Here is a 25611-nt window from a genome sequence, read left to right as displayed (position 1 = left end):
TCCCGCCCCCGCGCCCCCAGGACCCCAAGGAGCCCAGGGGCGGGGCAGCCCGGACTTGGCCCGCAGGCGGTTGATCTCGCCCTCGAGGGCCTGCAGGCTCTGGCGCATCTGCACCACCTCCAGCGCATAGGCCTCGTTGCGGCTTTGCTCGGCCTGGAGGGCCAGTTGCAGCTTGCGGGCCTGCTGGGTGAGTTGCTCCAGCCGGGCCTCCTGCTTTCCGGTATGGGTGAGGCTGCGCCCCAGGTAAAGCACCATCCCCAGCGAAAGCACCCACCCCAGCACGAACACCCACAGCGGAAGGCTGATGCCCATGGATAGCCACTGTGCGGGGTTGGAGCCAGGGCGCGACAGACGCATCGCCCTACTCTACCCGCTGGCCCGCGCCGACGGCGTGACGAACAAACCGGGGACCCTGAGGTGTTAAGATCATCTTGATCCTGATCCGCTCGAGCAAAACCTACGTTTTTGAATAGGGGTGCTGGAAATCCGTGGGTTATGGGGATAGACTTGCTCCATGCGGGCCAGGTCCTACCTCTTTACCCTCTACATGGAACACCTCTACCCCGAAAACCGGGCGTGGGTGGGTGACCTGATCCGTTGGATGGAGCTGTTGGAGTTCTCCGAGCCCGCCGTGCGGGCCGCTGTCTCGCGTAGCGTCAAGCGCGGCTGGATCATCCCCGAACGCAGCGGGCGCAAGGCCTACTACCGCCTCTCCCCCCGCGTGGCCTGGCAGGTCGAGCAGGTGCGGGCGCGGCTGTACAGCTACGGTGCCCCCTGGGACGGGCAGTGGCGTGTGTTGGTTTATGCGGTGCCCGAGGCCAAGCGCACCGTGCGCGACCGCTTCCGCAACGAGCTGGTGCTGCTGGGGTACGGCACCCCCGCGCCTGGGGTGTGGATCAGCCCCAACGGCAGCCTCGAGGCCGCCCGCGACCTGGTGGGCTTCTACGGCCTGCAAAACTACGTCGAGCTCTTCCAGGGTCAGCGCTTCTCCAGCACCGACCCCGTCGAGCTCATCGAAAAGTCCTTCGACCTCAAGGCCGCCCAGCTGCGCTACCGCACGTTCCTGTCCCAACCCGATCCCAAAGCCCAGACCCCCGAGGAGGCCTTCGTCGAGCTCACCCGGCTGGTCCACGAAGCCCGCAAGCTGCTCTTCTTAGACCCCGGCCTGCCCCCGGAACTCACCCCCCCCGGCTTCCTGGGCCAGCGGGCCAAGGAGCGCTTCCTCGAGCTCTACCGGGCCCTCTCGCGCAAGGCCAGGCCGCTGCTGGCGAGCGCGGCGGACTGAAGCTCGAAACGCCGTAACGCTGCCTTCACGCCCGCTTCACTGGCCTTTGGGGCGCGTTTTCACGGGCCGCGTGGCTATACTCGAGCCCATGAAGTTCACCGAAACCCCCCTGAAGGGCGCCTTCGTGGTCGAGCTCGAGCCCCGCGAGGACTTCCGAGGCTTCTTCGCGCGGGCGTACTGCGAGCAGGAATTCGCCCAGCACGGCCTACCCGACCGCTTCGTGCAGGGCAACATGTCCTACAACCACAAAAAGGGCACCGTGCGCGGGCTGCACTATCAGGTGCCCCCGGCGCTGGAGGCCAAGTTCATGCGCTGTATCGGCGGGGCCATCTTCGACGTGATCGTGGACATGCGGCCCGACTCCCCCACCTACTTGCAGTGGTTCGGCCTCGAGCTCAGCGCCGCCAACCGCAAGGCCCTGTACGTGCCTCCCCTCTTCGCCCACGCCTACCAGGCCCTCACCGACGGGGCCGAGGTGTTCTACCTGGTCTCCGAGTTCTACACCCCCGGCACCGAGCGCGGCCTGCGGCCCGACGACCCGGCCCTCGGCATCCAGTGGCCCCTCCCCATCGAGGTAATCTCGGAGAAAGATATGTCCTGGCCACTGCTCGAGCGCTAAAATGGGGACCATGAGACGACTCGTCGTGGCTCTGGCTGGACTGGTTGTCCTCAGCGGTTGCGTTCCCGTAGCGGTTTTGCGTACCCCCCAGCCGGTGAGCGGCGAAAGCCTGAGCGTGGGGCTCAGTGGGCTGTTCAGCAGCGATGGGGGGGTGGTCATTCCCGTGGCCTACTACGCCAGGGGCGACGGCGAGACTGAGTACAACCTCTCGGCCCAGGCTGGCTTGCGGCTGGGAATCAAGCAGCGCCTGGCCGATTCGATCGGCCTCGACGCGGGCCTCACTGTTCCCTACGTGCTCCTCTCGCCAGGAACGACGGGCATCCCCCTGGTGGTTGACCTGGGACTGCTGATCGGGGTGGACAGGTTCTACCTCTCCCCCAGGGTGGACTGGATCGGCTTCACGTTCAACGGCCAGGCTGTGAGCGGCCTGATCTACCACTTCACGGGCGGCTACGCCTTCGAGGATTTCCTGCTCGAGCTGAGTTATCTGAATAATTTCCAGGGAGGTGGGGGAGCCTTCAGCATCTCCGGGGCCTGGAAGCTGCTCTGATGCGCCTCCCATTCACCCCGATCCCCCTTGCTTTCTGGCTGCACTCGCGAAGCGCTCGCGCAGGCCCTTGAGCCGCTCGCGCACCCGCTCCTCCCAACCCTCGCCGGTGGCCTCGTAGAGCTGGGTGGGGGTCATGGTTTCGGGCCAGTAGGGCTGGGCAAAGCTGCCCTGGGGGTCGTCGTGGTAGTAGGCGTACTCCCGCCCGTAGCCCAGGTGCCTCATCAAGCCGGTGGGGGCGTTGCGCAGGTTGAGCGGCACCGGGGCGTCGGGGTAGTCGCGGGCCAGGGCCTGAGCCCTCTTCCAGGCGCTGTAGACGGCGTTGGACTTGGGAGCCAGGGCCAGGTAGACCACCAGTTCAGCCAGGGCCAGTTCGCCCTCGGGACTGCCCAGCAGTTCGTAGGCGTCCTTGGCCGCGATGACCAGGCGCAGGGCCAGCGGATCGGCTAGGCCAACGTCCTCGGCGGCCATGCGCACCAGGCGGCGGGCCAGGTACAGGGGATCGGCCCCACCCTCGAGCATCCGGGCGAAGTAGTAGAGCGCGGCATCGACGTGGTTGCCCCGCACGCTCTTGTGCAGGGCCGAGATCAGGTCGTAAAAGGCCTCGCCCCCCTTGTCGAAGACCAGGGTCTGGCTGCCCAGCGCCTCCCTGGCGGCCTCCAGGCTCACCCTCCCGTGTCCGAGCTGCGCGGCCAGTTCCAGGGCCGAGAGCGCCCGCCGGGCATCCCCCAGCGAAGCCTGGGCGATCAACCCCAGAGCCTCGCCGTCGGCCTCGACCCCCACCAGGCCCTCGGGGTGGGTGAGGGCCCGCTCGAGCACCCGTCGAATGGCCCCCTCGTCGAGGGGCTCGAGCACGTAGACCCGCGCCCTCGAGCGCAGGGCCGGGTTGACCTCGAAGCTGGGGTTTTCGGTGGTGGCCCCGATCAAAGTCAGCAGGCCCGACTCCACGTGGGGCAGCAGCGCGTCCTGTTGGGACTTGTTGAAGCGGTGGATCTCGTCGAGGAAAAGCACCAGGCCCCCCACCTCCTGGGCCCGCGCCACGGCCTCCTTGATCTCCCTCACCCCGGCGTTGACCGCCGAGAGGGCGATCATTTCCCGTCCCACCCCCTGCGCCAGCAGGCGGGCCAAGGTGGTCTTGCCGCTACCGGGCGGCCCCCACAACAACAAGGAGGAAAGCCTGCGGGTCTCGAGCATCCGCCGCAGGGGCTTGCCCACCCCCGTGAGGTGTTCCTGGCCCACCACCTCGTCGAGGCTGCGGGGCCGCAAGCGTTCGGCCAGAGGGCTCATCGGGTCAAAGCATATCGCCTGGCGCTCCCCTCCGTGTGCCCGCTTTCCTGAGTTTGCTCTGCCCAAGAGCCCCCTGAGCTCGAAAGTGTAGATGATGCTCATATAAGGCTCAGAATGCCCTATGCTGGAAGGGATGCCCTGGCTGTATGTCGTGCCTTGGATTTTCCTGCTGCTGGGTATAGCCCCCTTGTGGTTCTATCCCCAGCGGGATGTCCTGTACCCGGGACTGGCTTACCTGATGGCCGCCCTCATTCTCACCGGGGTCGCCAGCCTCTACAACCGCACCTCCGCAGTCGCGCTGGTGCGGGGGTGCTGGGTGCTGGGCCTGGGGCTCATGGCCTACACTCTGGCCACCTACGCCTCGCTGAGCCTGACCATACTGCCAGGTTTTTATGAAGGCACAGCGGCAGTGGCGGCTTTGGGAGCGGGAATCGCCCTGTTGTGCGGGCTGTATTTCCTCCAGCGGCGGGAGACCCCACCCCTGCCCATCCTCCGGCAGGAAAGCTACCGCGAACGTGGCGGAGCCATGAACCGGGCGGCCCTGATGGCCCTGGCCCCCAGCCTCGAGCCCCTGGCCGCTGCGCGCCCCATGATGCTGCTGATGCTGCAAACCCCTCCCGACCAGTCCCCTGAGCCCATCATGCAGACCCTGCGCGGCCCCGACCTGGTGTTCCACCTAGGCGATGGCAGATACTTGCTGATCCTGCAAGAAGGTGGCCCCCAGGCCGTAGCGCCGGTGTTCAAGCGCCTGAAGCAGAACCTCAACATCCAGGCCTACGCCGCCCTGCCTTACGAGGGGGGGCCGCTGGACAAGGCTCTGGGGCAACTCGAGGCCGAACTCGAGCACATCTACCTCACGCAGCCGGGGATTTAGTCGAGGGTCGATAGTCAGCGCAAGACGCCGAAGGCCAAAAGCCCCTTGTAGCCGTAGGGGACCGCTTTATACCAGATTCGGTTGGTTCGCCCCCGAAGGGCAGCGAAGCAACCCGACCGAAGTTATCCGCGTAGCGGAGGGCGATGCCGCCCCTTGGAAGGGAGACGCTTTCTTCGCCGACCGCCAGGGAGGGGTGTGCTCTGGGATTCAAAAAGATAGCCGCTGAAGGTTTTTGATTTCGACGACGATCTTTTTGAATCCGGTATTACCGCGAGCTCCCTGGCATGCGCTCTTCTACACCGCCGCCGGTTGGGCACGCTCGAGGAAAGCCTCCTCCAGGCCGTCCTTGCCCATCACCTCGCCCAGGGCGCGGAAGAAGGCCCGGTAATGCTCCTCGCGAGCACTCTCGCCCATCAAGCCCAACCGCAAGACCTTCCCGGCGGTGGGGCCAATGCCCCCGGCCACCGACACTCCGCGCTGGTAGAGGCCCTTGCGGATTTCGGCCTCGCTCCAGCCTTGGGGCGGGCGTACGGTGAGCACGGTGTGCAGACGGGCTTCAGGAGCGGCGTAGGCGCTAAAGCCCAGTTCCTCCAGCAGCGAAAGCACCTGACCGTAGAGCCGCCTGGCCCGCTGATAGCGCTTTTCCAACCCCTCTTCCAGCGCCAGGCGCAGCGCTTCCTCGAGGGCGAAGTGCAGCAGCACCGGCGAGGTGCAGAAATAGCCCTCCTGCTCCCAGTAGACCGCCACTCGCGTCAGGTCGGAGTACCAGCCGGGCACGTGGGCCTTGCCCAGCCGCTCGCGCCCACGCCTGGAGAGGGCGAAGGGGGCCAGGCCGGGCGGGGCCGAGAGGCATTTCTGGCTGCCCGTGAAGGCGTAATCCACGCCCATCTCGACCATAGACAGGGGCATCATGGCTGCGGTGGTGACGGCGTCGAGCATGAAATAGGCCCCGTGCTCGCGCACCAGGGCCGCAATCTCCGCCGCGGGGTTGATCACCCCGGTGCTGGTCTCCCCGTGAACCAGCGTCACCAACTGGTACTGGCGCCGGGAAAGGGCCTCCTGCACGGCCTGGGGGTCGATGGGCTGACCGGGCTCGGCCCGCAGCACGGTGTAATGCATCCCGTAGGCGTGGGCGATCTCCACCATGCGCTCGCCGAAGGTGCCGTTGACCAGCAGCAGCACCGCGTCACCCTGCGAGGCCAGGTTGGTCAGGCCCGCCTCCATGCCCAGGCTGCCTGAGCCCGGCATGGCCGCCAGCAGAGCGCCCTCCCCCGCGCCAAAAAGCGCCTCGAGGTAACCCCGGATGCGGCGGTTGGTGGCCAGGGTTTCAGGGTCGAGGTGGCCGCGCATGGGCCTGGCGAGCGCTGCTTGTACCAGAGGGTGGATGGGGGTGGGGCCGGGGGTCAGCAGGACCATATCTCCTCCGAGGATTCCCCGCCTCGAGCCTGGGCTGGTGAGGGCTTCATCTTCACGGCAATCACCTTCGGTCTGAGCACGGCGTGAGCACGAAAAACCCCCCGCTGGGCAAATCCCGACGGCCTCATGCAGCGAAGCATGAGTGCCGTTACAGGATAGCTCGCGCGGAGGGTCGCATCTGCTCCAACTATAGCAGGCGGTAGTGAGATGTGTAAAGTGCTCAAAGCACTCACGCGGCTTGAGGGAACCCAAATGACGCCAAACGCAAGGTGGGTTTTGCCCTTGGTCCAATTGGCCATCGATCATCGACGACTTTCGAGCCCTCAGTCCTGTTTGGCCCCGGTTCCCCACCTTTAGTCTGCTAGACTAAACTTCGATGAAGGACTATTACGCAACCCTGGGGGTGAGCCGGGAGGCCAGCGCGGACGAGATCAAGAAGGCCTACCGGAAGCTGGCCCTGAAGTATCACCCCGACAAGAATCCGGGGAACAAGGAGGCCGAGGAGCAGTTTAAGGCCATCAACGAGGCCTACGCCGTCCTCTCCGACCCACAGAAGCGCGCGAACTACGACCGCTACGGCACCGAAGCGCCGCAAATGGGCGGGTTCACGGGTGGTTTTGGCGACGTCTTCGACCTCTTCGAACAGGTCTTCGGCTTTCGTTCTCCCAGCGGCCCAGGGCGGGCCCCGCGCGGGGAGGACCTCGAGGCCACGGTGGAGCTCGAGCTCATCGACGTGCTGCACGGGGCCGAAAAGGAGCTGACCTACCAGCGCCTGGTGCCCTGCGAGAGCTGTTCGGGCCAGGGGGGCAAGCGCACGAGTTGCCGCAACTGCAACGGGCGCGGGGTGGTCGAGCAGGTGCAGCGCACCATCTTCGGCAGCATGATGACCCAAAGCACCTGTGGCGTCTGTCGGGGCCGAGGCTACGTCGTCAGCGAGACCTGCCACACCTGCAAGGGCCAAGGACGCCTGAGGCGCGAGGAGAAGATCAAGGTACAGATGCCCGCGGGCATCGACGAGAACCAGCTTCTGCGGGTTTCGGGCATGGGCAACTTGGGGCCCGGCGGCCCTGGCGACCTTTTCGTGCGCCCACGCATCGCGCCCCATCCCCACCTCGAGCGCGAAGGCCCCCACCTGATCTACCGCCTCAAGCTGGGGCTGGCCCAGGCCGCGCTGGGGGCTAAGGTGGAGGTGCCGGGGCTCGAGGGCGACATCCCCCTCGAAATCCCCCCCGGCACCGGGCACGGCGAGGTGTTCGAGATGGAGGGCCAGGGACTGCCCTACGCGGGAAGGCGACAGCGGGGCAGCCTCCAGGTCATCACCGAGATCACCGTGCCCCGCAACCTTTCCGAAAAGGCCCGCAAGCTCCTGCGGGAGTTCGCCCAGGAGACCGGAGAAGAGGTCGCCCCCGAGGGCTTTTGGGACAAGCTGAAGCGGGTTTTCAAAGGATAGACAGCCCAGATGAGAGCGTGCTAGGCTGAGGCATCTGGGCCTAATGGGGTAGCCCCTGGGGCAATGCAGCACCCCGTCACCCGGATGGAGCTTCGCCCCACGGGCGATCGCTCGGCAAGTGAGGAGCGGTATGCAGAAAGGCAAAGTGAAGTGGTTCAACGCCGAGAAGGGGTACGGGTTTATTGAGCGCGAGGGGGACACCGATGTTTTTGTCCACTACAGCGCCATCAACGCCAAGGGCTTCCGCACCCTCAACGAGGGGGATGTGGTGAGCTTCGAGGTGGAAGCCGGTAAGAACGGCAAGGGGCCTCAGGCGGCCAACGTGACCGTGCTCGAGCCCGCCAAGCGGTTCTGAACCTCCCATCTAAACCCCGAAATCCCTGGCTGTGGGCCAGGGATTTTTCCATCCCCCAATTCACACCCGCCCTCTTCGGGCGGGCTCGGAAGGGAGGGGCGCTGCTATCAGATCACCGTGAAGGTGAGCAGCAGTTTTTGCACCTCGTAGTCGAGCTTGAGGGTGCCCCCGCTACCGGAGCTGGCCGTACCGTTGAGCACCACCAGCACCTTCACCTTTTTTTCGTTGACCGCCGTTACCTGCTCAGGGGTAAGCTCGGCGCTGCCGGCGAGCTTGGAGCTGCTGGCGCCGAGGTCCACACTCTGTTCGGCACCCAGCTTGTACTTCTCCTGAATGGGATTGCTCTCGCTCATGGGGGCCAGGTAGGCCTGCGCCCTCACGCTTCCGCTCAGGGCCACCCCGCTGGAGGAGACTGCTACCTCATAGCTCAGGCGTACGGTTTTGAAGCTCACCGGGATGTTCTGACTGCTGAAGTCGGCGTTCCAGCCGCCTTCGGGCAGGATAGCGTTGCTCAAGGTGACCTGTCCAGGTGGGACCTCCTGGGTATAGCTACCCGATTTTTGATTCCCCAGATGGGGCAGGAGGTCGATGGTGATGGGCAGCGCCGAGCACGCACCCAGCAGAGCGGCGATGCCCGCCAGCAGCAGAGGCCGAAAATAAGCGTTCATGGGGGCACGATACCCCAGTTCCCCACTGTCCGGCTGGGCAAATGCCCACTTGCCCCTTAATCGATCGTTAGTTTTCCCTGCCGACCCAGCAGCCCACTACGGGAGTCGCCGCCGTGGCTTATAACCCAAATCTCAGGAAGCCGCGCGATAAAATCTAGGCGAACCATGAAAATCGTCTCACGCTTTCATTTGCGCCGCGTACAGCCTGCCTCAGCCCCGGAAATTCACCGCCTGTACTTGAACAGCCCGACCTATTTCCACCTCATCGGCATGGAGGTGCCCACGCTCTCGGACGTGGAGCGGGAGCTGGGGGTCCTCGAGCAGGACCCCCGCCGCAGGGTGTCGTTGCTCGAGCACGAGGGCGAGGTGGTGGGCTACCTCGACTACAAGCTGCCTTACCCCGAGGAAGGAGCGGCCACCATCAGCCTGCTGCTCATCCGCGAGGACCTGCAGGGTCAGGGGTTGGGGGCCAGGGTTCTGGGCGAACTCGAGTCCCAGATCAAAGGGCAGGTGGGTCGGCTGTTCGCCGTGGTCTACGGCGACAATCCGGTGGCCCGCCGCTTCTGGCTGCGCCAGGGCTTCGCCCACCTGCGCGACGGTGGGCCGTCGCTGAGCTGGTACGTCAAAGAGTTGATCTGATCGCCCCCTTGACTCCGAGACCTCGAGTCTAAAAACTCTTCTCATGGACTTGGGGATTCGGGGAAAAATCGCGCTGGTAACCGGTGCTTCGCAGGGAATTGGCCGCGCAATCGCGCTGGGGCTGGCCCAGGAGGGGGCCAGAGTGCTGGCGGTAGCGCGCAGTGCGGAGAAGCTCGAGCACCTGGTGCACGAGATTAAAGCCTCGGGGGGCGAGGCCAAGGCCATCCCCACCGACCTCGGCAAGAGCGAGGAGCTCGAGGGGCTGCTGGCCCAGATTCAGCCCTTCGGCCCCATCGAACTCTTCCTGGCCAACACCGGCGGTCCCCGCCCCTCCCCGGCCCAGGAGCTCAGCCCCATGGATTTCCGCCAGGCCGCCGAGAACCTGCTCTACCCGCTGGTCCGGCTGATGGAGGGCCTGCTGCCAGGCATGAAGGCCCAGGGCTTCGGGCGGGTGCTGGCCATCACCTCGCTAGCGGTCAAGGAGCCCATCGAGAACCTGGCCCTCTCCAACACCCTGCGGGCCGCCGTGACCGGCTACCTCAAGACCCTCTCGCGCGAGGTGGCCCCACACGGCATCACCGTCAACACGCTGGCTCCGGGCTACACCCTCACCGAGCGGGTCGCCGAGGTCTTCGAGTACCGCGCCAAGCAGCAAGGGACGAGCCTCGAGGCCGCCCTCGCCCAGCAAGCCCAGCAGATCCCCACCGGACGCCTGGGCCGGCCAGAGGAGATCGCCGACGTGGCCTTGTTCCTGCTCTCGAGCCGCTCCAGCTACCTGACCGGGCAGACCGTGGTAGTCGACGGGGGCTTCACCCGCTCCTTGCTGTGAATTCACCCACTGCCAGCGCTGTTCTCGACGGACCTGAGACTCGCCCAGCACCTCTATGCTGCTTGCTCTAAGCCGAGTCCGGACTGCTTCCCGACAGTAATAACAGTTATCGTTTTCAATACACATAAATTCCGACCGGAATACTTGACTTTAGGGGACGTTCGCCCTAGCCTTGACTCTCGAGGAGGCTAGGGATGTTCGTTACCATGAATCGCATCTCGGTGAACCCCGAGTACGCCCGGCAATTCGAGGAAAACTTCCAGCACCGCGCCCGACTCGTAGACCGGATGCCCGGTTTTATCCGCAACCTGGTTTTGCGGCCCACCAACCCGACCGAGCAGCCCTACATCGTGATGACCCTTTGGGAGAGCCAAGCCCACTTCGAGGGTTGGGTGGAGAGTCCAGAGTTCAAGGAGGGGCACGCCAGGAGCGGCAGCCTGCCGCGCGAGGCCTTCCGGGGACACTCCCAGCTCGAGACCTACGAGGTCTTCACCGACAGCGCCGAAGCCTCGGCCCAGGAGGTCGGCTGATGAAGCGCGGCGCAGCGATGCTGACCCTGCTGGCGGGACTGGTGTTGGCTCAGCCCTTCACCGTCAAGGACGCACGGGGCCAGAACGTCACGGTGCGGTCCACCGAGCGCATCGTCAGTCTCAACGGCGCGACCACCGAGATCCTCTTCGCCCTGGGGGTAGGTGATAAGGTCGTCGGACGCGATACCAGCAGCTATTACCCTGCTGCGGCCCTGCGGCTTCCCGACGTGGGGTACCAGTTCCGCCTCAACGCCGAGGGCATTCTGGCGCTGCGGCCCACCCTGGTGCTGGGGCGCGAGGACGTCAAGCCGCCGCAGGTCCTCGAGCAGCTCGAGGGCGCGGGGGTGAGCGTGGTGCGCGTGCCCGACAAGCCCACCCTCGAGGGAGCCCGCGAGAAGATCCGCACCATAGCTGCTGCGGTGGGACGCGTGCAGCGCGGGGAAGAACTCATCCGGCGCATGGAACGCGACCTGCTGGCCCTGCGCTCCAAGCTCGCCCAGCAGCGCACGAGGCTCAAGGGGCTCTTCCTCTACCTGCGTGGCCCCCAGACCACCTTCGTCTGCGGAGAGGGCTCGAACCCGGTGGGGATGATGGAACTAGCAGGCATTGACAACGCGGCCCGGGGCATCAAGGACTGCGTCCAGATGACCGCCGAGGCGGTGGTGGCGGCCAAGCCCGACCTGATCGTGGTCTTCACCAAGGGCCTCCAGAGCATCGGCGGAGTGGAGGGCCTGAAGAAGCTCCCCGGTGTGTCGCAGACCCCCGCCGGGCAGGCCGGGCGGGTGGTGGCCATCGACGACCTGTACCTGGGCGCTTTTGGCCCCCGCACTGGACAGGCCGCACTCGACCTGTTCATCGGAGCCTATGAACGCAGCGGGCTCTACGTCGCCGGGCCCAAGGAGGAGCCGTGAACGACACTGCCGCCTCGGCCTACGAGCTACTCGAGCTCGCCCGCGCAGGTGCCTACACCCTACCCGAGGGCTTCGGCGGCTTCAGCGCCGACCTCGAACTCTACCTCGACGGTAGCTGGCACCGCGGGCGCGTGGTGGCCCGCTCACCCAAGGACATCGAATTGCACGTACTGGAGGACCTGCTCGAGTGGCCCCGGCGTGAGCTAGCCTCCATGTTGGCTCACCGCTCACCCCGCCCCTTCGCCCAGGGCGAGGGGCAGTACCCCATGCGCGTCACGGCAGCGGGCCCGCTGGGCACCCGCGTCGAACTCGAGGATCCCCTGCGCTCAGCGCTGTGGGTGCAGGAGGGACGGGTCCGAGTGGTCGAGCGCAACTTCCCTGCCTCCTCCTTCCGCATCCACCTGCATACTTACGCCGAGGCAGGCGCCAAGCACTTGCCCGCGCACTTCACCGTGATCTACCGTCGGGAGGACGGCAGCCTCGAGGCCGTGGAGAGCTTCGCCGACGCCTATGCCGAGGTGGCGGGGGTCTGGCTGCCCGAGCGCCGCCAGGTGGTGCGCCACGACGAACAGGGCCTCAGCGTGCGCGAGTTGCGCTTGGTCCGTCACCGGCTGCTGGATTGAGCCATGCAGAGCACTCTGCGGTTACCCAAGGCTTTTTCCCGCTACCGGCTGACCCTGCTGGGCCTGGGGGTAGCGCTGCCGCTGGTGGTGCTGCTGGCGGCAGGCAGCGGGGCCTACGCCATCGCGCCCCAGGATATCCCGCGCGTCCTGTGGGAGCGTGAGAATCCCGCCTACGCGGTGCTGACGTCGGTGCGATTTCCCCGGGTGTTGCTGGCGGTGATGGCCGGGGCGTTGCTGGCCCTGTCTGGGGCGGTGATGCAGGGCCTGTTCCGCAATCCCCTGGCCGACCCCGGCCTGATCGGGGTCAGCGCGGGGGCCGCACTGGGGGCCGCCGTGTTCATCGTGGCGCTGCCGGGGGCAGGGGCGCTCGAGGTCTATGCCCTACCCCTCATAGCCTTCGTGGGTGGGCTGCTGGCGACACTGGCGGTGTGGGCGCTGGCCAGCAGCGGCGGGCGGGTTCAGGTGTTGACCCTGTTGCTCGCCGGGATCGCGCTCAACGCGCTGGCCGGGGCCCTGATCGGGCTGCTGGTGAGCCGCGCCACCGACGAGCAGCTCAGAAGCCTGACCTTCTGGACCCTGGGCGGCTACAGCGGGGCTACCTGGAGCCTGCTGGCGGCCACCGCGCCCACCGCACTGCTCTCGCTGTGGGGCCTGCTGCGCCTGTCGCGTCCCCTGAACGCGCTGGTACTGGGCGAGTCGGAGGCCTTCCACCTGGGGGTGAACCTCGAGCCCTTCAAGCGCAAGGCTGTGGCCCTGGCCGCGCTGGCGGTGGGCACCGCGGTGGCCGCGGCGGGCAGCGTGGGCTTCATCGGGCTGGTGGCCCCCCACCTCTTCCGCCTGCTGGCCGGGCCCGATCACCGCCACCTGCTGCCGGGCTCGGTGCTGCTGGGGGCCATCCTGAGCGTGCTGGCCGACCTAATCGCCCGCACGGCGGCGGCCCCCGCCGAGCTGCCGGTGGGCGTGGTGACCAGCCTGTTGGGCGCGCCCTTCTTCATCGCCCTGCTGCTGCGCTTCAAGCGGGAGGCGGCCCGCTGATGCTCGAGGCGCGTGCCCTGTCCTTCCAGGTGGGCCAGCGCCACCTGCTGGAGGGTGTGAGCTTCGGGCTCGAGGCGGGCGAGGTGCTGGGCGTGCTGGGTCCCAACGGGGCAGGCAAGAGCACGCTGCTGCGCCTGCTGTCGGGGGAAGAACGGCCTAGCTCGGGCGAGGTGTGGCTGCTGGGGAAAGCGCTCTCGGCCTACACCGCCACCGAGCTAGCCCTGCTGCGCTCGGTGCTGACCCAGCGCCGCGACCTCAGCTTCCCCTTCACCGCCTACGAGGTAGCCTTTCTGGGCCGCTTGCCCCACCTCGAGCGCCGCCCCGAATACCCCCGCGACCACCAAGCCACCACCCATGCCCTCGACCTCACCCAAGCCTCGGCGCTCTCCCACCGCAAGTACCCCACCCTCTCGGGCGGGGAGCAGAGCCGGGTGGACTTGGCCCGCGTCCTGGCCCAGGAGCCCCGACTGCTGCTGCTCGACGAGCCCACCAACCACCTCGACCCCCGCCACCAGGTCGAGGTGCTGCAACTGTGCCGCAGGCTGGCCCGGGAGGGCTGGGCCGTGGTGACCGTGCTGCACGACCTCAACCTGGCCGCCCTCTTCTGCGACCGGGTCCTGCTGCTTCACCAGGGGACCGTCGTAGCCTTGGGCACACCGCAGGAGGTGTTCGAGCCCGAGCGCCTCGAGCAGGTCTATGGCCTGCCCTTCGCCCTCACCCAGCACCCCAGCGGCAGGCCGTGGGTGATGCCATTGGGCTGACATCCTCCCTGGACTGAGGTCCAGGGGTTCCTACATGGAACTTTAAAGGTAGCGGCTTTCTCTGGTGTGCGTGGCTGCTTATAGCGCGTGGGAGAGCATTAGGACGGCTTCTGAGGTGCCCCTACAAAACAGGCCGCTTTAAAGGCACAAAACCACCCGGCTCGAGCGCTGCTCGAGCCGGGTTCCGGTAATTCACGCCTTGGCCGGCTCGCGCATCATGAAGCCCACGTAAGCCAGCACCACGCCCAGCACCAGGTGCAGGATGTTGTCGGCCATGTTGACGTTGAGCAGGCTGGTCATGAAGCCAGGAGCGATAAAGCCCAGCACCGTGACGGCCAGGTAGATAACCCCGAAGATCTGGTTATAGCTCTTCGCCCAACCACCGTAGCTGGCCCACAACCCGATCAACCCGCTGGCCAGGTGCACCACGTTGTGCAGGCCGTTGATGCCGAAACCCAGGAGGCTGGAGCCGCTGAAGAACCCCACCAAGCCCACCAGGGTCAGCACCACCCCAATGATCCGAGCTACCATTATCTGAGTGCCCATCATTCACCTCCCTTCCCTGAAGGAGGATTGAGTTTCAGGTACCCTTACCTTTGCCCCCAAAGCCCGGAGGGTTCAAGTGTCCAATGCACAATTGTGGGATGGAACAACGGGTGTAGCCGTGACCGTGTTCGTAACCTCTCTGTGACGGTCAGCCTGAGGGGAGAGGCCGGTGGAGTAGGGGGCTCCTACTTCCCAAACCTGGGAATGTGGTGCTCGCCCAGCGGCACGGCGATGCACTTGAGCTCGGTGTAGAACTCGAGGCTATACTCCCCGCCCTCGCGGTGGGTACCCGAGAACTTGACCCCGCCGAAGGGGGTGGGCAGGTGGCGCACGTTGTGGCTGTTGATCCAGGTCATGCCGCTGTCGAGAGCGAGCCCCATGCGGTGGGCGCGGGTCACGTCGCGGGTCCAGACGTAGGCCGCCAGGCCGTACTTCACGTCGTTGGCCTTGGCCAAGGCGTCGGCCTCGTCCTTGAAGGGGATCACGGTGAGCACGGGGCCGAAGATCTCCTCTTGCGCGATGCGCATGTGGTTCTCGCCCACGAAGAGCGCCGGGCGCATGTAGTTGCCCTCGCTGCCCACGCGCTCCCCGCCCACCACCAGCCTCGCGCCCTCCTCCTGCCCGATGCGCACGTAGCCCAGCACGCGCTCGAGGTGCTCGGGGTGGATCAGCGGCCCCACCTCGGTCTCGGGGTCGAGGGGGTGGCCCACCTTCACCCGCGCGGCGCGTTCGGCCACCCGGCTCACGAAGGTCTCCAGCAGGCTCTCCTGCACCAGTGCCCTCGAGTTGGCCGTGCAGCGCTCGCCGTTGAAGCTGTAGATCTGGAAGATGGTGGCGTCGAGGGCCCGCTCGAAGTCGGCGTCCTCGAAGATGATGGCCGGGGACTTGCCACCGAGCTCGAGGGAGAGCCGCTTGAGCTGGTCGGCAGCGTTCTTCATCACGATGGAGCCGGTGGTGGTCTCGCCGGTGAGGGTGATCAGCGGAACCAGGGGGTGGGCCACCAATGGGGCCCCGGCCTCCTCGCCGAAGCCCTGCACCACGTTGAAGGTGCCGGGGGGCAGGTCGGCTTCCTGCATGATCTCGGCCAGCTTCCAGGCGGTCAGGGGCGACCACTCGGCGGGCTTGAGGATCACCGTGTTACCAAAAGCCAGCGCGGGGGCGATGCGCCAAGTGGAGAGCATCATGGGGGCGTTCCAGGGGGTGATGATGCCGCACACCCCCACCGGCACGCGCAGGGTGTAGTAGACCCACTCCGCGTCCACGGGGTAGGTGCGCCCGTCCATGGCCCGCTCGGCCCAGTCGGCGTAGAAGCTGAAGTTCTCGGCGGTGCGGGCGATCTGGCCCCGCACGATCTTGAGCACCTGCCCGGCGTCGAGGCACTCGATGGTGGCGAGTTCGTCACCGTGCTTCTCGATGAGGCTGGCGATCTTGAGCAGGTACTTCTTGCGCTCGCGGGCCTTGAGCCTCCCCCAGCCCGTCTTGAAGGCTCCATGCGCCGCCTGCGCCGCCCGCTCGATGTCCTCGGCGTGGCCCCGGTAGACGCGGGCCAGCACTCGGTTGGTGGCGGGGTCTAGCGTCTCGAAGACCTCTCCCCGTGCGCCGGGGACGAACTGGCCGCCGATGTAGTGCTCGAAGGTACGCGAGGCCAGCTTCTGCCGCACCTGCTCGATGAACTCGGGGCGGATGCCTGCGGTTTTGTCGTCAATCTTCATCTTCCCTCCCAGATCTGCGGCTCAACGAGAGGTTTACCTGCCAGGTGAAGAACCTGGAATTGCATTGGGTTGCGCCGGGTAGAACCACTCGAGCTCCCCGCTCTCGCACCACGCCAGCGCCACCCGCTCGCCCTGTCCGTATACGATGGCGTTCTGCCCGAAGCGCCGGCCCACGGCCAGGGCCTCCTCGAGCCCGACGCCGAACACCGTGAAGCCCTCCTCCCGCCATTCTCCGTCCGGCGAGCAGCCCACACCAGGAGCGAGCTCATAGCCGCCCTCGCGCAATACCTGCTCGAGTTCGCGGTGCCGCCGGGCGTTTTCCCCGTCCGAAAGACGCTGGCTGCCGGGGTTGTGGGCGGTGATGATGGCGAAGGCGCGCCCCCCGAAAAGGGTGACTCCGGTGGGCCTCTCGCCCAGGGTGAAGACCACGCCCCCGGCCTCGTAGACGGCGGCCCGGTAGACCTGGGAGAGCGTCCTCGCACCCATACTCAATCCATATCACCGGGGATGATCTCCTCGCGCACTGAGTTCTCCAAAGCACCCAGCCCGTCGATCTCCAGGCGCATCACGTCCCCGGAGCGCACGTGGGAGATGCCCTTGGGCGTGCCGGTGAGGATGACGTCGTAGGGCTTGAGCGTCATGAAGCGCGAGACGAACTCGATGATCTCGGGGATGCTGAAGATGAGGTCGCGGGTGTTGCCCTTCTGGCGCAGCTCGCCGTTGACGTAGGTGCGCAGCTCGAGGTTGTGGGGGTCGGGGATCTCGTCGGCGGAGACCAGCATAGGTCCCATGGGCCCGAAGGTGTCCCAGCCCTTGGCCTTGATGGGCGGGCGGTACATGTTGCCCACGAAGTCGCGCACGGTCACGTCGTTGGCGATGGTGTAGCCCAGCACGTAGTCCATGGCCCGCTCGGCCTTGACGCGGCGGGCCGGCTTGCCGGCGCGGCCCATCACCACGGCCAGCTCGTTCTCGTAGTGCATGTACTCCACGCCCTTGGGCCGTATCACGTGGGCTTTATGGGGGATCAGGCTGGACTCGGGCTTGATGAACAGCACCGGCTCCTTGGGCATCTCCAGGCCCAGTTCCTCGGCGTGATCGCGGTAGTTGAGGGCCAGCCCCACCACGGTGCCGGGGGTGAAGGGCAGCATGTACTGCAGGCTGTCGGGGTGGTGGAGTTCGCCCGCCTCGTCGAGCACCAGCCCGTGGTCTACGATGCCCTTACGCACCCAGCCGTTGTAAAAGAATCGTACGGTCTTCATCGCGCGTCGCCTCCCGTCAGCACTCAACCGGCCTGGGCCACCAGCAGCCCGTAGCCTTCCGCCATCTTACGCAGACGGGCTTCAATTTCCGGGGTCGTGGGGCCCAGCGGCTCGCGCCACTCCTTCTCGATGAGGCCCATCCAGGAGAGTACGGTCTTGAGCGGGATGGGGTTGGTGTCCCAGAAGATGGCGTCGTTGGCCTCGAGGCCGTAGTAGTGCAGCTCCAGCGCCTCGGCGTACTTGCCCTGCAGCAGCAGCTCGCACATCTGTGCGGTCTCCTTGGGCAGCCAGTTGGCGGTGGCGGCGATGGTGCCTACGGCGCCCACGGCCATCATGGGGAAGGTGAGGGCCTCGAGGCCACAGAACACGCGGAAGTCGCGACCCACCGCCCGCAGCAGCTCGGAGACGTACTCGACGTCCTTGGAGGAGTGCTTGAGCCCGGTGATGTTCCTGAACTCGCGGCGCAGGCGCACCACGGTGGGAATCTTGATCTCGATGCCCGAGCGACCGGGAATGTTGTAGAGCACGATGGGCATGTCGGGCACGCTGGCGGCGACCTGCCCGAAGAAGCGGTAGAGCCCCTCCTGGTTGGGCTTGATGTAGTAGGGCGTGATCACCAGCGCCTCAGCAGCCCCCACCCGCCGGGCGAACTGGGTGAGCTCGAGCGTCTCGTCCAGACGCAAGGTGCCGGTCCCGGCCATCACCTTGACCCGGCCCCTGGCGAAGCGCACCGCCAGCTCGATGAGGTATTTGCGCTCCTCCAGGCTCAGCGTGCCCGGCTCGCCGGTGGTACCCCCCACGCTGATGCCGTGCGAACCGGCTTCGATCTGGCGCTCGATGAGGCGCTCGAGGGCGGCTTCGTCGATTTGTCCGTTCTTGAAGGGCGTCACCAGGGGAGTGACGGAACCGTGCATGAGGCTGCGGTCTACCATGGGCTTCACCTCGCGTCCAAAGCGAAGGTAGTCCCTGGAAGGGCCAAATACAAGTGTCGCTCTACACACTAGTCGAGCAATTTAGTGTAGAAAAAGACATGACTCTGGCAGAGCTGCTCGAGCACCCCGCCTTGGGCCTGCGCGGACTGGGTGAGGAAAGCGATGCCTCCCGCCCGATCCAGGGCGTGCAGGTGGTGGAATTCCCCGACGAGGCCGAAGGGCTCCAGCCCGGCAGCGTAGCCCTCACCACCGGCTTGTGGATGGGCCGCCACCCTGAGCGGCAGCGGGCTTTCGCCGCCGCATTGGAAGGACGCGCCCTTGCCTTGGGCTTGCACGAAGGCGCGGTGATCCCCGCCGTGCCCCAAACCCTGCGCCAAGCCTGCCTCGAGGCCAGGATCACGGTCTTCACCATCCCTCACGCAACGCCGCTCGAGGCCGTCCGCTGGGCTATCGCGGCAAGCCTCCCGGCCTTGCCCGCCGAGGCCGTGCAGCAAGCCCTGCTGGGGGCGCTCGAGCACTCCGGCGACCGGGGCCTCGTGACCCGGCTGGCCGCCCTGAGCGGCCTCGGTGTGGCCTGCTTCGCGCCTTGGGGACAGCTCACCGTCGGGGTCGGGGACTTCGACCCCACCGAACTGTGGGCCGCGCTCCACCACCCCACCGAGCGCGAGTGGCTGGGCGAGGCGCTGGGCGGCTGGGTCTGCTCGCTGCCGGTGCGGGCTGCCGGGCGCACCCAGGCGGTGCTGGTGGCGCTGGCCCCCGACGTGGGAGCGCTGGGGCGGGCCAGAAGCGCGCTCGACTTCGCCCGCCGCCTGCTGGCGGTGAGCCTGCCCGAGCGGGTGGGCGTGATCGACCAGGAGCGGCTGGTGCGCGGGGGCCTGCTGCGCGAGCTGTTGCTCGAGCCCTGGAACCCCGAGCTGAGCCCGGCCCGCCTGCGCGCCTTCGGCTTCACGGGCGAGCCGGTGGCGCTGGCGGTGGTCGAGGTACGCGATCCCTGGGCCCGTAACCGCGCAGGCCGCGAGCAGCAGCTCGAGTTCCGCGTCTTCCAGGACGCCCTGCGCCGGGCCGGAGAGGAGTTCTTCAGCGCCCAGGGCCTGCCCTTCCTCACCGGCTTCCTCTCCGAGGTGGTGCTGCTGGCCTGGCAGAGCCCCCGCCCCCGCGAGCAGCTCGAGGGCCTGCGGGCGGCCCTCACCGCCGTGGCCCCGGCCAGCGACACCCGCCTGGGCCTCTCCAGCCCCCACCTCCCCTCCGACCTCCCCGCCGCCCACCGCGAGGCCCTGCTGGCCGCCGAGAGCGTGCTCGAGCCGCGCGGATCGGCCTCGTGGGAGGAACTCGAGCCCACCGCCTGGGTGGTGGCGACCGCCCCTCTCGAGCGCCTGCGCCCGGTCTTCGACGCTACGCTGGGCGCCATCCGTCGGCACGACCCAAGTGGCCGCCTCGAGCGCACCCTGCGCACCCACCTCGAGCTCGGGCGCAGCCTCGCCCAGACCGCCGCCCACCTGGGCCTGCACGTCAACACCGTGCGAAAGCGCCTGCAGCAGCTCGAGGCCATCCTGGGCGATTCGCTCGAGTCCGCCACCCTGCTCGCCCGATTGCGCCTGGCTCTGCTGGCCGAGCGGCGGCTGTTGGCAGATGGGCGGTAGCTGATAGCCGGGTGCGGGTCGTACGTCCTACGTCGTACGCCTTGGCCCTAGACCCTTGACCTCGAGCGCCACACACCACGGGCCTCCCGCTGAGCGCTGACGGCCGATAGCTGATAGCCTCATACCCATGAGCTCTGCCCAAACCCCATCTCCCCTCACCTTCGGACGTGCGATGCTCGAGCACTGGCTGCTGGACCCTGCCATTACCTACCTCAACCACGGCACCGTGGGGGCCACGCCGCGCCGAGTGCTCGAGGTCCAGCAGGCTATCCGCGACGAGATCGAGCGCCAGCCGGCCCGCTACCTGCTGCGCGAGTTGATGAACCTCGCGCCCGAACCGCCGGCCCAACCACCCCGGCTGCGGGTCGCGGCGGAGGCCGTGGCCGCCTTCATGGGGGCGCGGGGTGAGGACTTGGTGTTCGTGGACAACGCCACCACCGGGGTCAACGCGGTGCTGCGGTCGCTGAGGCTCGAGCCCGGTGACGAGTTGCTCATCACCGATCTGGCCTACGGTGCCGTCATCAACACAGCGGCCTTCGTGGCCCGCGAGCGCGGGGCCCGGCTGGTCACGGTCCACCTTCCCTTCCCCACCCGCGACCCAGGCGAGTACGTCGAGCGCGTGGCGCAGGCCCTCACGCCCCGGACCCGGGTCGCCATCCTCGATCACGTGACCTCCGAGACCGTGCTGATCCTACCCCTGGCCGAGATGGCCGCCGCCTGCTGCGCCAGGGGAGTCCCCGTGCTGGCCGACGGGGCTCATGCACCCGGCGCGATCCCGCTGGACATTCCCGGCCTAGGCGTGGACTGGTACACCGGCAACCTGCACAAGTGGGCCTTCGCGCCGCGCAGTTGCGGCTTTCTGTGGGTCGCGCCCGAGCGCCGGGAAGGCCTGCACCCGCCCGTGATCTCCTGGGGCCTGGATGCGGGCCTCCACCAGGAGTTCGACTGGGTAGGCACCCGCGACCCCTCCCCTTTCCTGGCGGCCCCCGAGGGCATCGCCTTCATGCGGGACTTCCTGGGCTTAGAGGCCATGCGCCGCTACAACCACGCCCTGGCCTGGCAGGCCGCCCAGCACCTCACCGAGCGCTGGGGGACGCGCCTGGAGACCCCCCGGAGCATGGTGGGCTGCATGGTCAGCGTGCCCCTGCCCGAACACGCGGGCTCTACCCGTGAGGAAGCCACCCGCCTGAAGGACGTGCTGCTGTTCGAGCACCGGATCGAGGCCCCCGTGATCGCGGTGGAGGGGCGGCTGTGGGTGCGGGTCTCGGCACAGGTCTACAACGACCCGGACGACCTCGAGCGGCTGGCACGGGCAGTGGAAAATATCCTGGCTCAGTCCTCGTAGTGGTAGCGCAGCATCGCGATGATCAGGTCGTTGCCCTCGACCTTGTACACCATGCGGTGTTCCTGGTTAATGCGCCGCGACCACCAGCCTTGCAGGTTGTGCTTGAGCGGCTCGGGCTTGCCCAAGCCGTCGAAGGCGTTACGCTGGGCGTCGCGGATCAGCTCGTTGATACGGCGGAGCAAGGCTTTGTCGGTCTTCTGCCAGTACAGGTAGTCCTCCCAGGCCTCCTCCGAAAAGATCAGCCTCATTCCTCCAACAGCTCCTTAACCTTGCCCTTGCCCTGCTCGAGCGACTCGATCGACCTCATCAGGCGGCGGGCGTTGGCAGGGTTGGACATGAGGTAGGCGGTTTCCTGCCAGGCGTTGAAGTCTTCCAGGCTTATCATCACCACCGCGCGGTCATTGTTGCGGGTGATGATGATGGGGTCGTGGTTATCGATGACCTCGTCCATGGTTTTTGCCAGGTTCTGGCGGGCGTGGGTGTAGGTGATGGCCTTCATATGTACAGGATATTGTACATATAGGTCTGGGGCAAGCAGGGGTGGGGGCACCCTTGCACCAATCGCTGCGGAAGTACTGGCAGAAAAGCGCCTTCCAGTGCAGGTCTTTGGTGCAGCGCTCGAGCACAAAGCAGGCCGGGCGCAAGATGACAACAAGAAAAGGAGGGGATTGCCCCCTCCCTTCACGCCGGTTTACGCCTGCGCCTAGCGCCAGATGCGCCCGGAGACCGGGCTGGGAAACAGGTCGTACACCGGCACCCTTGGCTTCTCGTAGGTGGCGGGGGCCTGGCTGATGCGGTAGGCGTTGACCTCGAGGTCCAGCAGCGCGCTCTCGGCGGCGCTGTGCAGGCTCACGCTCACGCCCTGGGGCACGCGGAACCAGTAGTCGAGCTTCTCGAGCAGCGGCAGCACGGTGGTCTGGGGGTCGAGTTGGACGGGCTTAGCGCCCTTGAGGAAGTAGACCCGGCCCTCGCGCTCGCCGCGCAGGGTCAGTACCAGGGGGGCCGCCGTCCCGGTCACGCCGATGCCCAGCGGGTTCTCCACGTAGGCATAGCCCTTGAGGTGCAGCAGGCCCGGTTCCTCGAAGGTGGCCCACTCGAGGCCGGAAGGCCCCACGATGGAGGGGGTGCGGTTCCAGCGCAGGTAGCGGCCCTCGGTGTCGAAGCCCAGGCCGAAGCGGCTCTCCTCGAGCATGGCGATCTCGCCGCCGGGGGAAAGCTCCTCGGGGGTCAGCTCGGCAAACTCCGGCTGGGGCATGTCCAAGAAGGCGCGCAAGCCGTACTGGGGCCAGTCTTCCAGGGCCTGCACGAAGCTGCTCCAGTCGGTGGTGTCCCCGGCCATCAGGCGGTGGTAGGCCTCGGGCATGGTCTGGCTCTCCAGGGCCATCTGCAGAGCAGCCTGGCGGTGGTACTGCTGGCGGCGACCCGGCTGGAGGCTATGGTAGAGCACGCGGCGGATGGAGTCGTCGGCGAACTGCCACTGGCCGTTGTAGACCAGCCAGCCCCAGCGCTCGAGTTCGTCGAGGAAAGGGGTGCCCTCGAGCGCGTCGAGCAGGCCCTGGGTGAAGGGGGCGGGATGGACCGAAAGGCGCTCGAGCGCCAGGCGGGCCTCGAGCGAGAGCATACGGGCTTCGAGCTGCACCTGCGCGCGCACCCGCTGGGGCAGGGGCAGCTCGCCGTCGAACTGGCCCATGGCCAGCAGTTCACGCAAGTAACCGGGGCTGCCGCCCGAGGCCAGGAAGAGCTTGGCGGCCTGGGCGAAGGGCATCTGGCTGAGCAGGCCGCTGCGGGCTTCGCCCCAGGAGAGCGGGGGCAGGCTGATGCAGCGGGTGCGCTCGGGGGGGTAGTGGCTGCGCAGCTCGAGGATGATCTGGGGGTCCTCGCCGAAGGAGGAGCGCTCGACGACCCACAGGCCCTCGCGGTCGTTGAGGGCGCGTTCTACTGCTCCGTCGGGGTAGGGGGCGCGCAGGTAGTGCAGCACGCGGCCCGAACCGCGCGGGCCCTCTAGGAAGGGCATGCCCAGCGTCTTGGCCAAAGCCTGGGCGAAGGAGGTGCGGCCCGAACCGGGGCGGCCCATGAGGATGAGCAGGAAGGGCGGCTGGATCTGGGCGGCCACGTCCTGCACCAGGCGCTCGCGGCCCATCGCGCCGGGGCTGCCGGACATGAGCTGTGAGCGCTGGCCCTCGAGCCAGGCCCTGAACTCGGCGGAGATATCCTCCAGGCCCTCCATGGGCATGCCCGGCCCCGCTGCCCGGTCGAGTTGCAGATAGGCCGGGGGCTTGAGGGGGTCTTCCCCAGGTTGGAAGCCGGCGAAGCCTAGGGGGGCCAGGGCCTGCCCCAGGCGGTGGAGCTCGACGCGTAGGTTTTGCGAGGCCGCGCTGTGGCCCCACAGCAGGTCGGCCAGCACTTCGCGGCGGGTGGGGCCCTCGAGCAGCAGGTAGTACAGAATCGCCAGCCCCTTGCGCTGTAGCTTGATCTCGCGCCCCTGATACTCCAATCGGGCGGGTCCCCAGAGTTTGAGCTGAATGTTTCCCGTAGCTTTGCTCATCGCTTCAATCCCCCTAAAAATCCCCGCCGCTCCTGCATGAGGCAACTTTCAGCACGACGTAACCGCGGCAAGCACTTCACACTGTCAAGCTAGCACCGACTTTGGGTTAAGGGATGTTCAAAGATCACAACGCGTAACTTCCCAGGGCATCCCTCGTAACGAAAATAAACCAGCTTTATCGCCTGAGCCAGAAACCCACCTTCCAGAGAGCAATACCCGGGTAACGCGCATTCAGAAGCTCCTGCCCCGGCAGCATTCACCCAATTTCAGCGATAGGCGATTGTAGCATTTTACCAAGCTCTCCCCGCGCCAGCAGGGAGCCAGTCAAGCAAGCATTCTTGCATGGGGTAGGGCTTTCCCCAAAATCCAGCAGATTCAGATCACCCAGTGCCAACAGTCCCTCATTGCCTCGCCACAAAGGAGCCGACCAGGAGTGGTCGGGGTGAGCCCGCCTGACGTAACGCCGAATCACCGCGTGTAAAGAGCCCTCGAGGGTTTCCTGGATCGAGCGGGAAAAGGCCTCGAGGGTTTCCTTCAGGCCCATCCACTTTCATCACCTCGAGCACGGTCACCACCTCAGTCCCGCGCTCCGCTGGGAAAGCGCAGGCGGTCGAGGAGTACAGGTCAAAGCCGCCGGGTGCGGCGTTTTGCCACACCCGCTCACAAGCCATCGATTTCTTCAGTGGCCGCCGGAGTCGGTCACGGGGGTCTGGGTGTGAAAGATGCTGACGCTCAAAGCAAAGGACGGGATTCCTCGAGGAACCCCATCCCGGTCTTGGTGGAGCTGAGGGGATTCGAACCCCTGACCTTCGCAGTGCGATTGCGACGCGCTCCCAGCTGCGCTACAGCCCCTCACGGCGGGCCAAGACCTGCGCCACCTATCTTAGCGAGAGGCCCCCAGGCTGTCTAGCCTTCCTTGACCTTGACCTCGACGCGGCCCTTCTTGTCCTTGACCTCGAGCCTGGCCTTGGCCTTGCCCCGGCGGTACTCGGCCTTGTAGCCACCTTTCTTCGACTCGTACTTGACGCGCTGCCAGCCGCGAGCGCGCAGGTCGCGGTCGTGGTAGACGAACACCTCCTCGGTGCGGTTGGCCACGTAGATCACCACGATGCCCTGAGGCTCGGGGATGCGCTGCACGACGATGAGGTTGGGCACCAGGGAAATGCGCAACTCGCTGGTGATGGTCAGCACCGGGACAGACACGGTGATCTGCTGGGCCAGCGAGAGTGAGCCCAGGGCTAAGACGAGTAGAACAAGCCAGCGTTTCATGGCCCCAAGCCTAAGCGCGAGGGGTAAACGACGGGTGTGAGCGGGGTTAATTCACCCCGCGGTGGGCGAGAAACATGCGTTTGGGGCACTTAAAAAGCAGAGACTTGAGTAAAATGAAAGCCGATGAATTCCGATGCCTGGGAAATTCTGGCCGAGCCTTTCGCTGTGGGTGAAGTGCAGTGGCGAGTGGAGGCCCTCTCCAAGGACAAGCGCCGGGCTATGGTGGTGCCCTACATCGACGCTCGCAGCGTGCTCGACCGCCTCGATGAGGCGGTTGGTCCTGAGGGCTGGCAAGACACTTACGAGGTCCTGGTGGCACAGGAGGGCAGCTTCGCGGTGCGCTGCCGCCTGAGCGTGCTGGGGGTGTCCAAGGAGGACGTGGGCGAGGGTGAAAGCCTCAAGGCCGCCTTCTCCGACGCCCTCAAGCGGGCGGCGGTGAAGTTCGGGGTGGGCCGCTACTTGTACCGACTCGAGAAGCAGTGGGTCGACCACGACCCCGACAGCGGGCGCTTTACCCCACCCCAGCTCGAGGCC

At 66.7% G+C, this 25611-nt stretch carries 28 protein-coding genes, 1 tRNA gene and 1 pseudogene; 16 read left to right on the top strand and 14 right to left on the bottom strand.

Going from position 1 to position 25611, the window contains the following annotated elements; genetic code table 11:
• Positions 1-357, bottom strand: a pseudogene (locus Mrose_RS13235) (hypothetical protein); the annotation flags it as partial.
• 157 nt (positions 358-514) lie between these two features.
• Between Mrose_RS13235 and Mrose_RS13230 the strand changes: the two are divergent.
• The 3 genes from Mrose_RS13230 to Mrose_RS13220 all read left to right on the top strand — a co-directional run bounded on the left by Mrose_RS13230 (position 515) and on the right by Mrose_RS13220 (position 2454).
• On the top strand, positions 515-1285 hold the full coding sequence (locus Mrose_RS13230) for a PaaX family transcriptional regulator (RefSeq protein WP_119278987.1): 771 nt from the start codon (positions 515-517) through the stop codon (positions 1283-1285).
• Positions 1286-1373: 88 nt separating this feature from the next.
• Entirely contained in the window at positions 1374-1904 is a 531-nt protein-coding gene (gene rfbC, locus Mrose_RS13225; protein ID WP_119278985.1) for a dTDP-4-dehydrorhamnose 3,5-epimerase, read from the top strand.
• 10 nt (positions 1905-1914) lie between these two features.
• Complete coding sequence (locus Mrose_RS13220; protein WP_119278983.1) at positions 1915-2454, top strand: hypothetical protein; 540 nt, start codon at positions 1915-1917, stop codon at positions 2452-2454.
• A gap of 12 nt (positions 2455-2466) precedes the next feature.
• Here Mrose_RS13220 and Mrose_RS13215 read toward each other — a convergent pair whose 3' ends face one another.
• Entirely contained in the window at positions 2467-3738 is a 1272-nt protein-coding gene (locus Mrose_RS13215) for a replication-associated recombination protein A (protein ID WP_119278981.1), read from the bottom strand.
• A 133-nt stretch (positions 3739-3871) separates the two neighbouring features.
• On the opposite strand from Mrose_RS13215, the gene Mrose_RS13210 reads away from it, so the two are divergent.
• On the top strand, positions 3872-4612 hold the full coding sequence (locus Mrose_RS13210; RefSeq protein WP_245969902.1) for a hypothetical protein: 741 nt from the start codon (positions 3872-3874) through the stop codon (positions 4610-4612).
• Positions 4613-4906: 294 nt separating this feature from the next.
• On the opposite strand, the gene Mrose_RS13205 is transcribed toward Mrose_RS13210, so the two are convergent.
• Positions 4907-6028 (bottom strand): pyridoxal-phosphate-dependent aminotransferase family protein, encoded by a 1122-nt coding sequence (locus Mrose_RS13205; RefSeq protein ID WP_119278977.1) that lies wholly within the window; start codon positions 6026-6028, stop codon positions 4907-4909.
• Positions 6029-6404: 376 nt separating this feature from the next.
• On the opposite strand from Mrose_RS13205, the gene Mrose_RS13200 reads away from it, so the two are divergent.
• Entirely contained in the window at positions 6405-7478 is a 1074-nt protein-coding gene (locus tag Mrose_RS13200) for a J domain-containing protein (protein WP_119278975.1), read from the top strand.
• A gap of 130 nt (positions 7479-7608) precedes the next feature.
• Positions 7609-7833, top strand: a complete 225-nt coding sequence (locus Mrose_RS13195; RefSeq protein ID WP_119278974.1) for a cold-shock protein — start codon at positions 7609-7611, stop codon at positions 7831-7833.
• A gap of 107 nt (positions 7834-7940) precedes the next feature.
• Here the strand turns inward: Mrose_RS13195 and Mrose_RS13190 are convergent, their stop codons facing one another.
• The gene (locus Mrose_RS13190; protein WP_119278972.1) at positions 7941-8501 is read right to left on the bottom strand and encodes a hypothetical protein; all 561 of its coding nucleotides are present in this window, start codon (positions 8499-8501) and stop codon (positions 7941-7943) included.
• A gap of 165 nt (positions 8502-8666) precedes the next feature.
• Between Mrose_RS13190 and Mrose_RS13185 the strand changes: the two genes are divergently transcribed.
• From Mrose_RS13185 to Mrose_RS13155, 7 genes are all read left to right on the top strand, one after another.
• Positions 8667-9140 (top strand): GNAT family N-acetyltransferase, encoded by a 474-nt coding sequence (locus Mrose_RS13185; RefSeq protein ID WP_182482807.1) that lies wholly within the window; start codon positions 8667-8669, stop codon positions 9138-9140.
• Positions 9141-9183: 43 nt separating this feature from the next.
• Positions 9184-9969 (top strand): SDR family oxidoreductase, encoded by a 786-nt coding sequence (locus tag Mrose_RS13180; protein WP_119278970.1) that lies wholly within the window; start codon positions 9184-9186, stop codon positions 9967-9969.
• Positions 9970-10163: 194 nt separating this feature from the next.
• Positions 10164-10499, top strand: coding sequence for an antibiotic biosynthesis monooxygenase family protein (locus Mrose_RS13175; RefSeq protein WP_119278968.1), 336 nt, complete (start codon positions 10164-10166; stop codon positions 10497-10499).
• A complete protein-coding gene (locus Mrose_RS13170; RefSeq protein ID WP_119278966.1) occupies positions 10499-11410 on the top strand; it encodes a heme/hemin ABC transporter substrate-binding protein in 912 nt (303 codons plus the stop codon). The genes Mrose_RS13175 and Mrose_RS13170 overlap by 1 nt, the downstream gene beginning before the upstream one ends.
• Positions 11407-12033, top strand: a complete 627-nt coding sequence (locus tag Mrose_RS13165) for a DUF3386 family protein (RefSeq protein ID WP_119278964.1) — start codon at positions 11407-11409, stop codon at positions 12031-12033. Before Mrose_RS13170 ends, Mrose_RS13165 begins: the two co-directional genes overlap by 4 nt.
• A gap of 3 nt (positions 12034-12036) precedes the next feature.
• Positions 12037-13068, top strand: coding sequence for a FecCD family ABC transporter permease (locus Mrose_RS13160; RefSeq protein ID WP_119278962.1), 1032 nt, complete (start codon positions 12037-12039; stop codon positions 13066-13068).
• Positions 13068-13829: a heme ABC transporter ATP-binding protein gene (locus Mrose_RS13155; protein ID WP_119278960.1), complete on the top strand. Its 762-nt coding sequence runs from the start codon at positions 13068-13070 to the stop codon at positions 13827-13829. The genes Mrose_RS13160 and Mrose_RS13155 overlap by 1 nt, the downstream gene beginning before the upstream one ends.
• A gap of 192 nt (positions 13830-14021) precedes the next feature.
• Here Mrose_RS13155 and Mrose_RS13150 read toward each other — a convergent pair whose 3' ends face one another.
• The 5 genes from Mrose_RS13150 to hpaI all read right to left on the bottom strand — a co-directional run bounded on the left by Mrose_RS13150 (position 14022) and on the right by hpaI (position 18278).
• Complete coding sequence (locus Mrose_RS13150; protein ID WP_026234506.1) at positions 14022-14375, bottom strand: DUF4383 domain-containing protein; 354 nt, start codon at positions 14373-14375, stop codon at positions 14022-14024.
• A gap of 185 nt (positions 14376-14560) precedes the next feature.
• The gene (hpaE, locus tag Mrose_RS13145; protein ID WP_119278958.1) at positions 14561-16087 is read right to left on the bottom strand and encodes a 5-carboxymethyl-2-hydroxymuconate semialdehyde dehydrogenase; all 1527 of its coding nucleotides are present in this window, start codon (positions 16085-16087) and stop codon (positions 14561-14563) included.
• 33 nt (positions 16088-16120) lie between these two features.
• Positions 16121-16573, bottom strand: coding sequence for a DUF3293 domain-containing protein (locus tag Mrose_RS13140; protein WP_119278956.1), 453 nt, complete (start codon positions 16571-16573; stop codon positions 16121-16123).
• Between the two features lie 2 nt (positions 16574-16575).
• Positions 16576-17346 carry a fumarylacetoacetate hydrolase family protein gene (locus Mrose_RS13135; RefSeq protein ID WP_119278954.1) on the bottom strand — a complete coding sequence of 257 codons (771 nt, stop codon included), beginning with the start codon at positions 17344-17346 and terminating at the stop codon, positions 16576-16578.
• Positions 17347-17369: 23 nt separating this feature from the next.
• Entirely contained in the window at positions 17370-18278 is a 909-nt protein-coding gene (hpaI, locus tag Mrose_RS13130) for a 2,4-dihydroxyhept-2-ene-1,7-dioic acid aldolase (RefSeq protein WP_119278988.1), read from the bottom strand.
• A 98-nt stretch (positions 18279-18376) separates the two neighbouring features.
• On the opposite strand from hpaI, the gene Mrose_RS13125 reads away from it, so the two are divergent.
• Positions 18377-19918, top strand: a complete 1542-nt coding sequence (locus Mrose_RS13125) for a helix-turn-helix domain-containing protein (protein WP_119278952.1) — start codon at positions 18377-18379, stop codon at positions 19916-19918.
• Positions 19919-20045: 127 nt separating this feature from the next.
• Entirely contained in the window at positions 20046-21263 is a 1218-nt protein-coding gene (locus Mrose_RS13120; RefSeq protein ID WP_119278950.1) for an aminotransferase class V-fold PLP-dependent enzyme, read from the top strand.
• On the opposite strand, the gene Mrose_RS13115 is transcribed toward Mrose_RS13120, so the two are convergent.
• From Mrose_RS13115 to Mrose_RS13095, 5 genes are all read right to left on the bottom strand, one after another.
• Complete coding sequence (locus Mrose_RS13115; RefSeq protein WP_119278948.1) at positions 21251-21511, bottom strand: Txe/YoeB family addiction module toxin; 261 nt, start codon at positions 21509-21511, stop codon at positions 21251-21253. The genes Mrose_RS13120 and Mrose_RS13115 overlap by 13 nt on opposite strands.
• Entirely contained in the window at positions 21508-21762 is a 255-nt protein-coding gene (locus tag Mrose_RS13110) for a type II toxin-antitoxin system Phd/YefM family antitoxin (protein WP_119278946.1), read from the bottom strand. The genes Mrose_RS13115 and Mrose_RS13110 overlap by 4 nt, the downstream gene beginning before the upstream one ends.
• A gap of 204 nt (positions 21763-21966) precedes the next feature.
• Positions 21967-23808, bottom strand: coding sequence for an AfsR/SARP family transcriptional regulator (locus tag Mrose_RS13105; protein ID WP_119278944.1), 1842 nt, complete (start codon positions 23806-23808; stop codon positions 21967-21969).
• A 776-nt stretch (positions 23809-24584) separates the two neighbouring features.
• Positions 24585-24660, bottom strand: a tRNA-Ala gene (locus Mrose_RS13100).
• Between the two features lie 54 nt (positions 24661-24714).
• Positions 24715-25077 carry a hypothetical protein gene (locus tag Mrose_RS13095; protein ID WP_119278942.1) on the bottom strand — a complete coding sequence of 121 codons (363 nt, stop codon included), beginning with the start codon at positions 25075-25077 and terminating at the stop codon, positions 24715-24717.
• A gap of 123 nt (positions 25078-25200) precedes the next feature.
• Between Mrose_RS13095 and Mrose_RS13090 the strand changes: the two genes are divergently transcribed.
• Positions 25201-25611: Rad52/Rad22 family DNA repair protein (locus Mrose_RS13090; RefSeq protein WP_245969900.1), on the top strand; the 411-nt coding region annotated here is incomplete at its 3' end.

It is taken from the genome of Calidithermus roseus (assembly GCF_003574095.1).
Taxonomy (GTDB): domain Bacteria; phylum Deinococcota; class Deinococci; order Deinococcales; family Thermaceae; genus Calidithermus; species Calidithermus roseus.
This window is presented reverse-complemented; position numbering and strand designations above follow the sequence as displayed.

Bases quoted from the DNA above. Each gene is read 5' to 3' on its own strand.
- Mrose_RS13230 (WP_119278987.1), top strand. From the start codon at position 515: ATGCGGGCCAGGTCCTACCTCTTTACCCTCTACATGGAACACCTCTAC.
- rfbC (WP_119278985.1), top strand. From the start codon at position 1,374: ATGAAGTTCACCGAAACCCCCCTGAAGGGCGCCTTCGTGGTCGAGCTC.
- Mrose_RS13220 (WP_119278983.1), top strand. From the start codon at position 1,915: ATGAGACGACTCGTCGTGGCTCTGGCTGGACTGGTTGTCCTCAGCGGT.
- Mrose_RS13215 (WP_119278981.1), bottom strand. From the start codon at position 3,738: ATGAGCCCTCTGGCCGAACGCTTGCGGCCCCGCAGCCTCGACGAGGTG.
- Mrose_RS13210 (WP_245969902.1), top strand. From the start codon at position 3,872: ATGCCCTGGCTGTATGTCGTGCCTTGGATTTTCCTGCTGCTGGGTATA.
- Mrose_RS13205 (WP_119278977.1), bottom strand. From the start codon at position 6,028: ATGGTCCTGCTGACCCCCGGCCCCACCCCCATCCACCCTCTGGTACAA.
- Mrose_RS13200 (WP_119278975.1), top strand. From the start codon at position 6,405: ATGAAGGACTATTACGCAACCCTGGGGGTGAGCCGGGAGGCCAGCGCG.
- Mrose_RS13195 (WP_119278974.1), top strand. From the start codon at position 7,609: ATGCAGAAAGGCAAAGTGAAGTGGTTCAACGCCGAGAAGGGGTACGGG.
- Mrose_RS13190 (WP_119278972.1), bottom strand. From the start codon at position 8,501: ATGAACGCTTATTTTCGGCCTCTGCTGCTGGCGGGCATCGCCGCTCTG.
- Mrose_RS13185 (WP_182482807.1), top strand. From the start codon at position 8,667: ATGAAAATCGTCTCACGCTTTCATTTGCGCCGCGTACAGCCTGCCTCA.
- Mrose_RS13180 (WP_119278970.1), top strand. From the start codon at position 9,184: ATGGACTTGGGGATTCGGGGAAAAATCGCGCTGGTAACCGGTGCTTCG.
- Mrose_RS13175 (WP_119278968.1), top strand. From the start codon at position 10,164: ATGTTCGTTACCATGAATCGCATCTCGGTGAACCCCGAGTACGCCCGG.
- Mrose_RS13170 (WP_119278966.1), top strand. From the start codon at position 10,499: ATGAAGCGCGGCGCAGCGATGCTGACCCTGCTGGCGGGACTGGTGTTG.
- Mrose_RS13160 (WP_119278962.1), top strand. From the start codon at position 12,037: ATGCAGAGCACTCTGCGGTTACCCAAGGCTTTTTCCCGCTACCGGCTG.
- Mrose_RS13155 (WP_119278960.1), top strand. From the start codon at position 13,068: ATGCTCGAGGCGCGTGCCCTGTCCTTCCAGGTGGGCCAGCGCCACCTG.
- Mrose_RS13150 (WP_026234506.1), bottom strand. From the start codon at position 14,375: ATGGGCACTCAGATAATGGTAGCTCGGATCATTGGGGTGGTGCTGACC.
- hpaE (WP_119278958.1), bottom strand. From the start codon at position 16,087: ATGAAGATTGACGACAAAACCGCAGGCATCCGCCCCGAGTTCATCGAG.
- Mrose_RS13140 (WP_119278956.1), bottom strand. From the start codon at position 16,573: ATGGGTGCGAGGACGCTCTCCCAGGTCTACCGGGCCGCCGTCTACGAG.
- Mrose_RS13135 (WP_119278954.1), bottom strand. From the start codon at position 17,346: ATGAAGACCGTACGATTCTTTTACAACGGCTGGGTGCGTAAGGGCATC.
- hpaI (WP_119278988.1), bottom strand. From the start codon at position 18,278: ATGGTAGACCGCAGCCTCATGCACGGTTCCGTCACTCCCCTGGTGACG.
- Mrose_RS13125 (WP_119278952.1), top strand. From the start codon at position 18,377: ATGACTCTGGCAGAGCTGCTCGAGCACCCCGCCTTGGGCCTGCGCGGA.
- Mrose_RS13120 (WP_119278950.1), top strand. From the start codon at position 20,046: ATGAGCTCTGCCCAAACCCCATCTCCCCTCACCTTCGGACGTGCGATG.
- Mrose_RS13115 (WP_119278948.1), bottom strand. From the start codon at position 21,511: ATGAGGCTGATCTTTTCGGAGGAGGCCTGGGAGGACTACCTGTACTGG.
- Mrose_RS13110 (WP_119278946.1), bottom strand. From the start codon at position 21,762: ATGAAGGCCATCACCTACACCCACGCCCGCCAGAACCTGGCAAAAACC.
- Mrose_RS13105 (WP_119278944.1), bottom strand. From the start codon at position 23,808: ATGAGCAAAGCTACGGGAAACATTCAGCTCAAACTCTGGGGACCCGCC.
- Mrose_RS13095 (WP_119278942.1), bottom strand. From the start codon at position 25,077: ATGAAACGCTGGCTTGTTCTACTCGTCTTAGCCCTGGGCTCACTCTCG.